This is a genomic window from Devosia sp., assembly GCF_035944845.1.
Lineage (GTDB): Bacteria > Pseudomonadota > Alphaproteobacteria > Rhizobiales > Devosiaceae > Devosia_A.
The window spans coordinates 56,817-69,869 of sequence record NZ_DASZAW010000106.1; the positions used below are offsets into that span (position 1 = coordinate 56,817).

Genomic DNA, 13,053 nt, shown 5'->3' on the forward strand with positions numbered 1-13,053 from the left:
CGCTCCTAGCGTTCAACCAGCGCCACACGGGCGTTGTACCAGTTCATGATCGCCGAAGTGCCCAGCGACAGGATGAGGTAGACCAGCATGGTCAGCGCGATCACCTCGATGGCGCGGCCGGTCTGGTTGAGCGTCGTGCCGGTGAACACGTTGACCAGTTCGGGGTAGCCGATGGCGGCGCCCAGCGACGAGTTCTTGGTGAGGTTGAGATACTGGCTGGTCAGCGGCGGGATGATGACGCGCATCGCCTGCGGCACGATCACCAGCCGCAGTCGGTCGCCATCCTGCAGGCCCAGTGCCTGTGCCGCCTCGGTCTGGCCGTGGCTGACCGACTGGATGCCGCCGCGCACCAACTCGGCGATGAAGGCAGCGGTGTAGATCGACAGACCGAATACCAGCGCCACGAACTCGGGCGGCAGTTCCAGCCCACCCTTGAAGTTGAAGCGGTTGAGTACCGGCGGATCGAAGCTGACCGAGGCGCCGCTCGCCACCCAGACGAGGCCGACAATGACCAGCGTCATGGCGAGGCCGCCCAGGAAGACGGGGAAGCGCTTGCCGGTCTTCTCGAGGCGCGCCTTGGCCCATTGCCGTAGCGCGAACCAGAGCACCAGCGCCACGGCGAGGCCGACCCAGACCCAGACGAACTGCTCGTCGGGAATGGGCTTGGGCACGAACAGGCCGCGCTGGTTGATGAAGGTATCGAGCGGCAGAGCCAGCGAGTCGCGCACCGACGGCATGGTCTTCAGCACCGCGAAGTACCAGAAGAACAGCTGCAGCAGCAGCGGGATGTTGCGGATGGTTTCGACGTAGACGGTCGCCAGCCGGGACACCAGGTAGTTGGAACTCAGCCGCGCGATACCGACGGTGAAGCCGATGATGGTGGCAAAGAAGATGCCGATCGCCGCAACGAGAATGGTGTTGGTGAGGCCAACGAGGAACGCCTGCCAGTAGAGCGAAGTGCGATCGAACGGAAACAGCGTGAAGCTGATGTCGAAGCCGGCCGTCTTCCATAGGAAGTCGAAGCCCGAGGTCTTGTTCTGCGCCTTGAGGTTGATCGCCGTGTTGTTGACGATCCAGACGAGGAACGCCACCACCAGCACCGCGACGACGACCTGGTAGATGACGCCCCGTACCACGGGATCGTTGAATGAGAAGCCCCGCGGCGGTGCTTGCGCCGTGTCGATGGATGCCATGAGCTATGCATCTCCCTGCCCAGGAGAAGAAAAGTACCGGCGCATGCGGGTTCCGCCTGCCGCTCGCCAGAAACGATCAGCCCGGCGCTGGAGTCAGCGCCGGGCTGCAGAAGGATGTTACCGGATCGGCGGCGAGTACTGGATGCCGCCGTCTTTCCACAGGGCGTTCAGGCCGCGGGCGAGACCGATCGGCGTCGACGGACCGACGTGCTTCTCGTAGACCTCGCCATAGTTACCGACCAGCTTGATGATCTGGTAGGCCCAGTCCTTGGTCAGGCCGATCGGGGTACCGAAGTCGCCTTCAACGCCGAGCAGGCGCTTGATCGCCGGATTGTCGGAAGCCAGCATCTCATCGACATTGGCCGAGCTGACGCCCAGTTCTTCGGCTTCGAGCAGCGCGTAGTAGGTCCAGCGGGCAATGTTGAACCAGCCATCGTCGCCCTGACGCACCACCGGGCCGAGCGGCTCCTTGGAGATGATCTCGGGCAGGATGATGTGGTCAGCCGGGTTGGCGAACTTCGAACGCTCGGCGGCGAGCGCAGAGGAGTCAGTGGTGTAGACGTCGCAGCGGCCGTCTTCGTAGGCCTTCACCACTTCGTCCTGATCGACGAACACCACGGTGTTGAACTCGAGGTTGTTGGCGGCGAAGTAGTCGGCCGCGTTCAGCTCGGTGGTGGTGCCGGACTCGATGCAGACGGCGGCGCCGCTGAGATCGAGCGCCGAGGCGATGTTGTCGGCCTTGCGGACCATGAAGCCCTGGCCGTCATAGAACATGGTGCCGACGAACTTGATGCCCAGCTGGGTATCGCGGCTCATGGTCCAGGTGGTGGTACGCGACAGCACGTCGATTTCGCCGGCGCTGAGCGCGGTGAAGCGCTCCTGCGAGGTGAGCGGGGTGTAGCGGACGGAATCCGCGTTGTTGAAGATCGCGGCCGCCACAGCGCGGCAGTAGTCGACTTCGAGACCAGACCAGTTGTTGTTCGCGTCCGGAGCGGAGAAGCCCGGCACGCCGCCGGTCACGCCGCATTGGACATAACCCTTGGCCTTGACCGCATCGAGCGTCGCCGAGGTTGTCGTCTGCGCGTAGGCGGCGGATGCGGAAAGGCCGAGGCCTGCCGCAAGTGCGACGGAAAGAAGCGATTTGATCATTGTTATTACCTTGTTTCCTGACCCTGTTCGTCGGGCAGCGTGGCCCCAGCCTGTTGCCCGGCGGCACCTCCGCCTTGGAGGGCGGATGTGATGCTGTTAAGCATCGAAGCGGCAATTGACGGTTGCGTCAAGCGCTATGGCCGAAATGGGGCAGCAGACCTGACTGTTTTTTGCCCATATTTCTTCAGTGACTGCGTTTTGGGCAGAGATTGAAATGACTGATAACAACGGGAAAACCGGCAAGACCGCCTCCATCGCGACCCTCCTCACGCATGGTGGGCGTGCATCGGACGAGCACCTGGGCTTCGTCAACATGCCGGTGTTCCGCGGCTCGACGATCCTGTTCAAGTCACTGGACGAGCTCGAAGATTACAAGGCGCCCTACCGCTACGGGCGAAACGACAACCCCACGACACGGGCGCTGTGCGACCTGATCAGCGAGCTCGAGGGGGCCACCGGAACCATCATCGCGCCATCAGGCCTGTCGGCAGTGTCGACGGCGTTGCTCGCTGCCGTCTCTGCCGGCGACGAGTTGCTGATGACCGACTCGGCGTACGAGCCGACGCGCACCTTTGCGAGCGAGGGGCTGGCGCGGTTCGGGGTGACGACTCGTTACTATGACCCGCGGATCGGCGCCGGCATCGCGTCGCTGATCACCGAGAAAACCAAGGCTATCTTCGTCGAGACGCCGGGATCGCTGACCTTCGAGATGCAGGACCTGCCGGCGATTGTCGCTGCCGCTCGGGCGCGGGGCATCACCGTTATCGTCGACAACTCGTGGGGAACGCCGCTGTTCCACCGGCCGCTCGAGCTGGGCGCGGACATGGTGATGCATGCCGCGACCAAGATGTTCGTCGGGCACTCGGACGCCATGGTCGGCACGGTCTCCGCCAACGAGAAGCTGTGGGGAAGGTTAAAGCGCACTCACCGCATCCTCGGGGTCGCGGTTTCGCCCGACGATTCGTACCTGACGCTGCGCGGCCTCAGGACACTGGCGGTGCGGATGAAGCACCACAACGAAGCGGCGCTGGCGTTTGCAGCGTGGCTCGAAGGGCAGCCGGAGGTAGAGGAAGTCTACCACCCTGCCCTCCCCAGCCACCCGGATCATGCGATCTTCAAGCGCGATTTCAGCGGTGCGGGAAGCCTCTTCGCCTTCCGGCTGAAGAAGCGCTCGCGCGACGCCCTGGCAGCGATGGTCAACGGCTTCGAGCTGTTCGGCATGGGCTATTCGTGGGGCGGATACGAGAGCCTCTGTATCCCCTTCGATCCCTCGAATATCCGCACTGCGGTGAAGTGGGACGCGCCGGGACAGATGTTCCGGGTGCATGTGGGGCTCGAGAGCCTCGACGACCTCAAGGCGGATATGGCCTCGGCGCTCGAGCGCTACCGCGCTATTGCCTGACGATCAGGGTGCGGAGCGCGGCGAGGGGCCGGCGCTCCGTGCCTGAAGTGGTGGCGGCAAACAACCAGCCGCGTGACAGGAATAGCTGGCGCACCGCATAGGCGCCGAGCAAGCCGAGCACCGCGCCCGCGGTGATGTCGGTGGGGTAGTGCTCGCCGACGATGACCCGCGACACGGCAATAGTGGCGGCAAACAGCATGGCCGGCCAGAACGCCTTTGGCCACAGGAACGCCAGGACCGCGGCAAAAGCGAAGGCCGTGGTGGAGTGCCCCGAGGGGAAGCTCTGGTAGTCGTAGGCGCTCCAGTTGAAACTCTGAAAGCTGAGCGGCGCTTCGGGGGTCCAGGTCTCGGGCCGGCCGCGACCGATGGCGCGCTTCAGAAGGGTCGAGACGAGCCCGGGAAGGCCGACACCAAGGAAGATGAAGCCGGCGAGGGCCGCCAGTTCCTGCAGCGCGCGCCGGAGGTTATCGCGTGTCAGTAGCGAAAGCAGCCACGAGACGAGCCAGGCGAGGAAGGTGGGAATCAGTATCCAGTCGGATTTCCCCCACGCGGTGATCCAGAAGAACACCGCCCGCACATTGTCCGGCAACCCCTGCCCCCAGGCCGAGAGTGGCCGGTCGAGCAGATGCAGCACGGCGATCAGCACGACAAAGCCCAGCGCGAACCAGGGGGCGCGGCGAGGGGTAAGGCCAAACGGCCAGGATCTGCTCAGGTCGGTCATGGCGCTCTTGTCGGCGGAGACGCCGGCTCACGTCAACCGGCTGCCAAATGGGGTTGCCTGCTTGCTCTTTGCAGCAACTCCCGATAACGGAAAGGCGATCGTTCGGGGTATAGCTCAGTCTGGTAGAGCACCGGTTTTGGGAACCGGGGGTCGAGTGTTCGAATCACTCTGCCCCGACCATCGCTAAGGCAGCAGGCGCTGAGCTTGCAGAGCCTCGTGACTGAGCCGAGGCTCGTCCAAACGTCTCAAGCGTCTGCCAGGCGGTCACTGGTCTAAAATCGGACACTGCGGAGGTGCGTACCAGGCGCCTATTGTCGGTCGTCCGGCAGCGTCTGCCAGGCACGGATCAGTTCGCTTACCGAACGCAGCCCCATCTTCCGCATGGCGTTGCTGCGATGGAGCTTCACCGTGACCTCGCTGATCCCGAGGTAGAAGGCAATCTGCTTGTTCAGCCGGCCACGGGCCACTTCGCTGAGGACTTCCAACTCCCGGGGGGTCAGCACGTCGATCAGGTCGATCATGCGCTGGCGTTCTGCGGCCGCCACGCGCTGCGCTGCGTCCCGGGCCAAGGCCAAGGCAATGGCATCGAGCAGGGTCTGGTCCCGTACCGGCTTGGTGAGGAAATCTACGGCGCCGGCTTTCATCGCGTCCACGGTCATCGGGATATCGCCGAAGCCGGTGAGGAAGACCACCGGCTTCGCATTGCCATTACCGTTCAGTTGTCGCTGCAGGTCGAGGCCGCTGGCACCCGGCATGCGGACGTCGAGGATGAGGCAACCAGGCGCCGAAAGAACGTCGGATTCGAGCAGTTGCGCGGTGGACGCGAAGGCCGCAGTGGCGTAGCCCGCGGACTGCACCAGATCGGTCAGCGCTTCGCGGACCGAGCCATCGTCATCGACGATGACGACTACGGGCCGGTCGTCCGATCCGGACTGCGGTGTACCTTGCGTGGAACGCACGGTTCTATTCGGCAGCATGGTCATCTCCTCGGTCGGTGGAGCGAAGGGCATGCCCGATGGCAGCGAGCAGCGTCGGTGCGTCGAACGGTTTGCGGAACACCAGGTCGATGCCGCGCGAGCGTCCGCGCTCTGCCAATTCGTGCCGGCCGGTGACCAGGAAAATCGGCAGATCGGGGCGCTCCTCGAGAGCGATGTCGCGCAGTTCGAACCCGTCCATGGCTGGCATGCCAATGTCGGCGATTACCAGGTCGAAAGGGCGCAGACCCGCCGCGAGGAGGGCCCGTGCGGATGAGAATGCTATCGTTTCGTAGCCACTCGATTCCAACAGGTCCTCCAGCGATTCAAGCATTCCGGCATCGTCGTCCACCACGGCGATCGTGGCTTTGGCTCTGGTCACGTCACGTCTCGTTTCTGGGCAGCGTGAAGCTGAATCGTGCGCCGCCTTCTTGATTGGTTTCGGCCCACAGCCGGCCGCCATGCGCTTCGACGATGCTGCGGCAAATGGGGAGGCCCATGCCCATTCCGTTGGGCTTGGTGGTGAAGAACGGGTCGAACACCCTGTCGGGCGACACCACACCCGGACCGTTGTCGTTCACGTCGATCTGGACTGCACCGGGCGTGTCGAGCAGCGCGACCTCTACAACAGGCCGCGCCGACGTCACTGCCGCTTCAAGACCGTTGCGCATCAGGTTGACCAGCACCTGCTGGATCTGGACGCGGTCGAGTTGGAGCAGCGGCAGGCCGGGTTCGGCGTCCACCTTGATAATCGCGCCGCGCCGCAATGCTTCGTTGGCCAACAGTTCCTTTGCCTCGAATACCACCTCTACGATGTCGACTGCGGTACGGCTGTCGTTCGATTGCTTGAACAGGGCACGAATCCGGCTCAGCACCTGCGCCGCCGTATTGGCGTCGCGCACGATCCGGTTGCCCGTTGCCGCGGCCCGGTCGAGGTTCGGTGGTTCGGCCGCAAGCCACCGCTGCAGCGCATGCGAGTTGGCGACGATAGCCGCAAGCGGCTGGTTCACCTCATGCGCGATCGAGGCTGATAATTCGGCAAGGCTTGCGGCTTGTCCGGCACGGGCCAACCGGTCTTGCGAAGACCGCAACTCTTCCTGTGCCCGGACCTCCGCATCGATATCAAGGCAGACGCCATTCCACTGCACGATATCGCCCGCGGCGTTGCGCATCGGCGCAGCCCTGGTCTCCATCCAGCGATACTGTCCGTCATATCGGCGCAGGCGATGTTTCATCTGATAGAACTCGCCGGTTGCAAGGCAGCGATAGTACTTTTCCTCGACGGCAGGCTGGTCGTCCGGGTGGATTGCCCCGCCAAGGATGTGCGGCAGTTGAACCGTGTTGTCCTTGCCTGTGATACCGAGAAAGTCGCGGAGTTGGCGGCTGCGATACATCGGCTCGCCGTCCGGTGTGGCGCAGTAGACCATGGCGGGCATTGTCTCGACGAGTTGCCGGAACTGCTGTTCGCTTTGGCGCAGCGCCGCCTCGGAGTTCATCTGGTCTTCGATATCGTTGGACAGGCCGTACCACTGGACAATCCGTCCAGTCGGGTCGCGCAGAGGTTCTGCACGACCATCGGTCCAGCGATAGACGCCATCCGCGCGCCGCAATCTGCACCTTGCCGAGAAGGTCTCGCCCGTGACCAACGAGTGCGTGAGCGCTTCGCTCAGTGCATCCGCATCATCGGGATGGACTGCAGTTGCCATCATGGCCGCCAACTGGGTGAAGGCTGGGTCGTCGCTGGTGGCATCGAGCCCGAGATAGTCGATAAGGCGCTTGTTGTAGAAGTTCGGCTCGCCGTCAGGGCTCAAGCGCCAGATATAGCTGGGGAGCATATCGACGAGATGGACAAGTTCGCGCTCTCGTTCGCGAAGAGACTCCTGCGCGGTCACCATGTCGTGGATGTCCACTGCGACGCCGTACCACTGGACGACATTGCCCAGCTCGTCGCGCAGGGCTTCCCCGCGGCTCTCGGTCCACCGATAGGAACCGTCGACACGCAGTTGTCGGTAGGTCATCGCGTAGGGTGCGCCGGTCTCCGCGGACCGTGCGAGAGCCTGTGCTACGGCCAGCCGCTGATCGGGATGAACGACGGCAAGCATGCGTGGCCCACCGGGTGCCACCATCGCATCCAGCGTTACGCCCGTCGTTTCGGCAAGTCGCCGGTTGACATAAGACACCGTGCCATCCGGCGACAGGCACCAGAGCATCGCGGGCACAGTGTCGATGATCTGCTGCAGGCGTTGTTCATTGGCCCGCAGTGCTGCCTCGGCCCTCTTCTCGACGTCGACGTCATGTCCGATGCCGAACCAGCCTGTTATCCGACCATCCGGAGCTCGTGTCGGCCGGATCGAGAAGCGGTGCCAGACATACTCGCCGGTCGCGCGAAGCACTCGATACTCATGGTTGAAGTGCGCCCCGGTTCGCATGCACTCGCGCAGTGAGGCTGCGGCCGCCTCATAGTCTTCCGGATGCACTCCCAGCTTCCAGCCGAGATCACCGCCATCAATGAATGCAGCACCCCCATTGAGCGGACGGTTCAGGTCTTCAATGGTCATGGCGATGGAAGTCTGGGCTACCGGCGTTGCATAGGTAAAGTTCCCCTTCGCATCGAAGGCAAAGGCCGCGCCATACAGCTGCTCAATAACCCTGGCCGCCGCCACGGCCTCAGCCGTCTCTCCAATATCATCGGCGACCGTCCAGGGTTGGTCCGGAGTCTGTATCATGGGGGTCACCGGAACGCTGACCGCATAGCCCGGCTCCGCGCGGAACTCGCTCATCGCATAGCTGCCATCCGGCTGCAGCTGCCTGCAGTAGATGATCTGCGGCACGCCATTCCGAAAGGCGCGGGAGATCGCCTGCGTCGCAGCCGGCCGGTCGTCGGGATGAACGTGACCGACATGGTTCTGACCAGGGCTACGCAATGCTGAGGGTTCCGTGGTCGCCTCCTCTCCGGTGCTGCTGGCTACCTTCGATAGCGGCAGTTGCAGCGTTGGGCATCTGTACGAGGGTATAGGATCGACCCTGGAACAGGTAGAGCCGGACGGGTGAAGCGCTCGCCTGCCATTTCGTCGGCCGTGGGGAGAAACCGGAAAAACCCCCACGCTCGCCATCGCCGTCGTGTCCGGTTGACACGGCTCGGCGTTCGAAACTGAAGGGTCCGGTCCCGGTACCCAATTACGCGACCGGTGGATCGAAGCACCGCATAGGAATGTCGATCCCCTGCCCCTCGGCATGGTCGGACCCCTGCCTTCGGCTTGCCTCTTCAATCCCTCGGCGCAGTGCCGCGCATTACTCCCCTGCCGCAAGCTTGATCGTCAACCAAGAGGATCAAGCCATGAAACTGTACTACGCCCCCCTAGCCTGCAGCCTCGCCGATCACATCGCGCTGCTCGAAGCCGGCGTCGAACCGGAAGTCGAACGGGTCGACCTCAAGACCAAGCTGACCGCATCGGGCCGACCGCTGTCCGAAATCTCCGGCAAGTCCTACGTGCCGGCGCTCGTCCTTGATGACGGCGAGGTGCTGACCGAGAATATTGCCGTGCTCGACTGGATCGCGGGTGAATACCCGGCGCTCGGCGTCGCCGGTCCGCTCGGTCGCACGCGGCTTGTAGAGGCTCTGACCTTCATCAGCACGGAGATCCATCGTGCTTTCAAACCGTTCTGGCATGCCGGAAGCAGTGCCGACACGAAGCGCGCGGCCGAAACGGTCCGCCGTCACATGGAGTATTTCTCGAGGCGGCTGGACAGCGACTATTTGTTCGGCGCCGTGCCCACAGTTGCCGATTTCTACCTGTTCGTGATGCTGCTGTGGGCGCAGCGCTTCGACGTCGAGGTTCCGGGGCGCCTGGCTGCCCTGCGTGAACGTATCGCCTCTCGTCGATCGACGCGGGCCGCGATGCTGCTGGAAGGGACGGCTTAGTCTAGGAACGGAAGCAAAGGGCCGGCCTTGCCGCCGGCCCTTGCAGCGTCAGTTCGAGGCTGCGGCCTCTTCGATAAGCGCGGCCACCTCATCCGGATGCGACACCATCAGGGCGTGCGAGCCCCCCTCGATGGCCACGGCATCAACCACCTTCGCGCGTTCCGCCATGAACTCCTGTACGCCAGCCGGGATATTGTGGTCGGCCGAACCGTACACTGTGTACGCCGGAATGCTCTTCCAAGTCGCTACGGTGGTCAGTTCCTCGAGCGCCGCCTGTGTCACCGGGCGCTGCGTGGCCGCCATCAGCCCGGTGGCGTCGGCGGGAACGTCGGCGGCGAACTGATCGTGGAACTTTGGTGGCTGGATGTAGAGATCGACGTTACCGTCAGCGAGCGGCACGGGCTGCAGCGCATCGCCGAGCGTCGAGCCCGGGAACTTGCCCGACAGCACAAAGGCGGATTCGCCGACTTCGGGGATGAAGGCGGCGACGTAGACCAGCGCCTTGACGTTGGCGTTGCCATTGGCGGCCTCGGTGATGACCAGCCCGCCATAGGAATGGCCAACCAGCACCACTTCGCCGTCGATGGACTTGACCAGTGCCGACAGGGCCGCAGCGTCACCCGCCACGCTACGCAGCGGATTGGCCGCCGCAATGGTTTGGTATCCATCCTTGTTCAGCCGCGCGATGACGCCGCCCCAGCCAGAGGCGTCGGCAAAGGCGCCGTGCACCAGGACGATGGTCGGCTTCGCGACATCCTGCGCCACGCCGCCGGCGGTGCCGCCGAGTGCGGCTGCCGCTGCGAGAGCGATAATTCCGAGGGTCTTCTGCATGGGATTTCTCCGTTCGGCCGGGATTGGCCGTGGAGCGACCATGAGCCACTGCAGGAGGGCAGCCATTCATGCTTAGGATGCAGTCGGGCCGCACGAAGGAAGAAGACGATCCAGCCGACCGCACACAATTCGAGGCCCGGCCGCTGCGATGCCTACGCCTTCTGCTCTAGGCATCCTGACCCTTCAGCAGGATGGCCGGTCAGGACCCGTTCGCCGGAGATGGGGCGGAGCGACGACCGCTCTTGCATCACTGCGATCGAAAGGATCCTGAAGTGAACAAGCTCATCTCTCCCACCCCGATCCTGGACCCCACCGTCCAGACCTTTCTCGACGGCCTTGCCGGTGGCAAGGCGATCCAGACCCTCAGCATCGCCGACGCTCGGAACGTGCTCTCCAGCGTTCAGAAAGTCCCCATTACGCCCGCCGATGCGCAGGTGAAGGACGTTACGCTTCCGCTCGGCCCCACCGGCAGCACCAGCATCCGCGTCGTCCGGCCTGCCGGAGCCACCGGTCCGCTGCCGGCTATCGTCTACATGCATGGCGGTGGCTGGGTGCTCGGCGATTGCGACACTCATGACCGGCTGATCCGCGAACTGGCGATCGGCGCCCATGCCGCGGTGGTGTTCGTCGACTACGAGCGTTCGCCCGAGGCCCGCTTTCCAGTGGCTCTCGAGCAGGGCTACGCCGTGGCCAGGCACGTCGCCGACAACGCCGACAAGCTGATGATCGATGGCAATCACATCGTCATCGCCGGCGACAGCGTTGGGGGCAACATGGCGGCTGTGATCGCCCTCATGGCCAAGGAGCGAAAGGGCCCGGACTTCAAGGCCCAGGTGCTGTTCTATCCTGTAACGGATGCGTCAATGTCGACGCGCTCCTACGAGCAGTTCGCTACCGGCCCGTGGCTCACTGCCGACGCCATGTCCTGGTACTGGGGGCAGTATATCCCCGAAGTCGGCCAGCGGGCCCAGAGCCACGCCTCGCCAATCAATGCCACGCGTGACGAGCTCGTCGGCCTGCCGCCGACCCTGCTGATCGTGGACGAGAACGACGTCCTGCGTGACGAGGGCGAGGCCTATGGCCGTAAGCTCGCCCAAGCCGGCGTTCGCGTCACCTCAGTGCGCTACAACGGCACCATCCACGACTTCGTCATGCTGAATGCCCTCGCCGCAACGCCCGCCGTGCGTGGCGCTGTCGGACAGGCGATCGGCTACCTCCGCTCCGTTTTCTCGCGGGCCTGACCGCAGATGCGGCGGGTCGTGTCCCGCCGCATTTGCTGCCCTACCCCACAGGAGAGCCACCAATGTCCGAGATTCTTCCGCCGCTCGCCCAAGACACCTCAGCCGTGCTCGTCCATGACATCGGGAACTACATCCAGATCGCGATGTCCGCGATGCGGCTGATGTCGCGCGACGACCGTCTGGCCGGCTCGACAGCGCTCGGCGCAATGCTGGCGCAGGCCGAAGATTCACTGGACCGGGCCGGCGCCCTCATCCGCCTGTCACGGCACGGACCGCTGATCGAGGAAGAGACCGAGCTCGGCAACTGCCTGACGGAGATGGCGACGCTTCTTCGCTACGCGACGGGACCGAGTGTCACGGTGCGCCTGCACACAGGGCTCGTGCCCCGCGTTCGTATCAGCCGCGTCGGCCTTCAGAACGTCCTGCTCAATCTCGCGATCAATGCCCGGGATGCCATGCCCGCCGGCGGCATCCTCACCATTTCAGCGCTGCTGGCCGACGGTCCGTCGACCCCCGAGGTAGAGATCGTGGTCGCAGATACTGGCACCGGTATGTCCGGCGAAACCCTCGCACGGGCGTTCGAGCCGCGTTTCAGCACCAAGCCGGCTGGCGGCGGCATGGGTCTGGCGGGCGCAAGGCAGTTCATTGAGGCAGCTGGCGGCCGGATCGGCATCGACAGCTCACCCGGCCACGGCACGGCGGTAACACTGCGCCTACCGGCAACGGCATGACCCCGCCTCCGGACGTATGCCGACTATCCCATCGGCATAGGGCCGCACGTCCGCCGCACGATGGCCCGGGTCGACGGCTTCGGCGAGGCTGACCTGGCAGATCTACCAACCAGCACAGGTGAACATCATGAAGATCGTAGTGATAGGCGGCAGTGGACTTATCGGCTCCAGGGTGGTCGGCAGGTTGCGCCAGGGCGGACACGACGTCGTCGCCGCTTCACCCTCCACCGGCGTGAACACCGTATCGGGCGACGGCCTGCCCGAGGCGATGGAGGGCACAGAAGTTGTGGTCGACGTCGCCAACTCACCCTCGTTCGACAGCGCCGTGGCGTGGGACTTCTTCTTCAACTCAGGCCACAACCTGTTCGCCGCCGAGAACGCGGCGGGAGTCAGGCACCACATTGCACTTTCCGTCGTCGGCACCGAGCAACTTCTCGACAGCGGCTATTTCCGCGCCAAGCTGCTGCAGGAGCAACTGGTCCAGGAGTCCGGCCTCCCCTACACGATCCTGCGCGCAACACAGTTCTTCGAGTTCATCAACGGCATTGCCGGCTTCAGTACGGCGGATCAGGTAGTGCGCCTGCCGCCTGCACTGGCGCAGCCCGTGGCAGCCGACGACGTGGCCGAGACCCTGGCGCAGATCGCACTGCGAGCCCCCGCGAACGGCACGGTGGAATTGGCCGGGCCAGAGCCCTATCGGCTGAGCGATGTGGTCGGACGAGTATTGGCCGTCAATCACGACGAGCGCCTCGTCATCGCCGACCGCCAGGCCGGGTATTTCGGCGTTCATATTGGCGAGCGCACGCTCGTTCCCGCCGGCGAGCACCCATATATCGGCACGATCAGCCTCGACGAATGGCTGGCGCGAAGCCGCGTCGCGGCGGCTTAG

The 13,053-nt window shown here is 64.2% G+C and carries 12 protein-coding genes, 1 tRNA gene and 1 pseudogene; 6 read left to right on the plus strand and 8 right to left on the minus strand.

Annotated features, from left to right (window positions below; genetic code table 11):
- Window positions 1-5: 5 nt before the first annotated feature.
- A complete protein-coding gene (locus VGV07_RS20730) occupies window positions 6-1,193 on the minus strand; it encodes an amino acid ABC transporter permease (protein WP_326870636.1) in 1,188 nt (395 codons plus the stop codon).
- 117 nt (window positions 1,194-1,310) lie between these two features.
- Window positions 1,311-2,342 carry an amino acid ABC transporter substrate-binding protein gene (locus VGV07_RS20735; protein ID WP_326870637.1) on the minus strand — a complete coding sequence of 344 codons (1,032 nt, stop codon included), beginning with the start codon at window positions 2,340-2,342 and terminating at the stop codon, window positions 1,311-1,313.
- 214 nt (window positions 2,343-2,556) lie between these two features.
- On the opposite strand from VGV07_RS20735, the gene metC reads away from it, so the two are divergent.
- On the plus strand, window positions 2,557-3,744 hold the full coding sequence (gene metC / locus VGV07_RS20740) for a cystathionine beta-lyase (protein ID WP_326870638.1): 1,188 nt from the start codon (window positions 2,557-2,559) through the stop codon (window positions 3,742-3,744).
- Here the strand turns inward: metC and VGV07_RS20745 are convergent.
- Entirely contained in the window at window positions 3,734-4,465 is a 732-nt protein-coding gene (locus VGV07_RS20745; RefSeq protein WP_326870639.1) for a phosphatase PAP2 family protein, read from the minus strand. The two genes, metC and VGV07_RS20745, sit on opposite strands and share 11 nt — an antisense overlap.
- A gap of 103 nt (window positions 4,466-4,568) precedes the next feature.
- Between VGV07_RS20745 and VGV07_RS20750 the strand changes: the two genes are divergently transcribed.
- A tRNA-Pro gene (locus VGV07_RS20750) sits at window positions 4,569-4,645 on the plus strand.
- Window positions 4,646-4,773: 128 nt separating this feature from the next.
- Here the strand turns inward: VGV07_RS20750 and VGV07_RS20755 are convergent.
- The 4 genes and pseudogenes from VGV07_RS20755 to VGV07_RS27460 all read right to left on the minus strand — a co-directional run.
- The gene (locus tag VGV07_RS20755; protein ID WP_326870640.1) at window positions 4,774-5,442 is read right to left on the minus strand and encodes a response regulator transcription factor; all 669 of its coding nucleotides are present in this window, start codon (window positions 5,440-5,442) and stop codon (window positions 4,774-4,776) included.
- On the minus strand, window positions 5,429-5,821 hold the full coding sequence (locus tag VGV07_RS20760; RefSeq protein WP_326870641.1) for a response regulator: 393 nt from the start codon (window positions 5,819-5,821) through the stop codon (window positions 5,429-5,431). Before VGV07_RS20760 ends, VGV07_RS20755 begins: the two co-directional genes overlap by 14 nt.
- A gap of 1 nt (window position 5,822) precedes the next feature.
- The gene (locus VGV07_RS20765) at window positions 5,823-7,700 is read right to left on the minus strand and encodes a PAS domain-containing protein (RefSeq protein WP_414649984.1); all 1,878 of its coding nucleotides are present in this window, start codon (window positions 7,698-7,700) and stop codon (window positions 5,823-5,825) included.
- A gap of 9 nt (window positions 7,701-7,709) precedes the next feature.
- A pseudogene (locus VGV07_RS27460) lies at window positions 7,710-8,675 on the minus strand (PAS domain-containing protein); the annotation flags it as partial.
- A gap of 101 nt (window positions 8,676-8,776) precedes the next feature.
- On the opposite strand from VGV07_RS27460, the gene VGV07_RS20770 reads away from it, so the two are divergent.
- Window positions 8,777-9,361, plus strand: coding sequence for a glutathione S-transferase C-terminal domain-containing protein (locus VGV07_RS20770; RefSeq protein ID WP_326870643.1), 585 nt, complete (start codon window positions 8,777-8,779; stop codon window positions 9,359-9,361).
- A gap of 48 nt (window positions 9,362-9,409) precedes the next feature.
- Here the strand turns inward: VGV07_RS20770 and VGV07_RS20775 are convergent, their stop codons facing one another.
- Window positions 9,410-10,174, minus strand: coding sequence for an alpha/beta fold hydrolase (locus tag VGV07_RS20775; protein ID WP_414649985.1), 765 nt, complete (start codon window positions 10,172-10,174; stop codon window positions 9,410-9,412).
- Window positions 10,175-10,464: 290 nt separating this feature from the next.
- Between VGV07_RS20775 and VGV07_RS20780 the strand changes: the two genes are divergently transcribed.
- From VGV07_RS20780 to VGV07_RS20790, 3 genes are all read left to right on the plus strand, one after another.
- Complete coding sequence (locus tag VGV07_RS20780; RefSeq protein WP_326870645.1) at window positions 10,465-11,433, plus strand: alpha/beta hydrolase; 969 nt, start codon at window positions 10,465-10,467, stop codon at window positions 11,431-11,433.
- 62 nt (window positions 11,434-11,495) lie between these two features.
- The gene (locus tag VGV07_RS20785; protein WP_326870646.1) at window positions 11,496-12,164 is read left to right on the plus strand and encodes a sensor histidine kinase; all 669 of its coding nucleotides are present in this window, start codon (window positions 11,496-11,498) and stop codon (window positions 12,162-12,164) included.
- A 127-nt stretch (window positions 12,165-12,291) separates the two neighbouring features.
- Window positions 12,292-13,053, plus strand: coding sequence for an SDR family oxidoreductase (locus tag VGV07_RS20790; protein ID WP_326870647.1), 762 nt, complete (start codon window positions 12,292-12,294; stop codon window positions 13,051-13,053).

Coding starts and splice junctions, on each gene's coding strand:
- VGV07_RS20730 (WP_326870636.1), bottom strand. CDS start 1,193: ATGGCATCCATCGACACGGCGCAAGCACCGCCGCGGGGCTTCTCATTC.
- VGV07_RS20735 (WP_326870637.1), bottom strand. CDS start 2,342: ATGATCAAATCGCTTCTTTCCGTCGCACTTGCGGCAGGCCTCGGCCTT.
- metC (WP_326870638.1), top strand. CDS start 2,557: ATGACTGATAACAACGGGAAAACCGGCAAGACCGCCTCCATCGCGACC.
- VGV07_RS20745 (WP_326870639.1), bottom strand. CDS start 4,465: ATGACCGACCTGAGCAGATCCTGGCCGTTTGGCCTTACCCCTCGCCGC.
- VGV07_RS20755 (WP_326870640.1), bottom strand. CDS start 5,442: ATGCTGCCGAATAGAACCGTGCGTTCCACGCAAGGTACACCGCAGTCC.
- VGV07_RS20770 (WP_326870643.1), top strand. CDS start 8,777: ATGAAACTGTACTACGCCCCCCTAGCCTGCAGCCTCGCCGATCACATC.
- VGV07_RS20785 (WP_326870646.1), top strand. CDS start 11,496: ATGTCCGAGATTCTTCCGCCGCTCGCCCAAGACACCTCAGCCGTGCTC.
- VGV07_RS20790 (WP_326870647.1), top strand. CDS start 12,292: ATGAAGATCGTAGTGATAGGCGGCAGTGGACTTATCGGCTCCAGGGTG.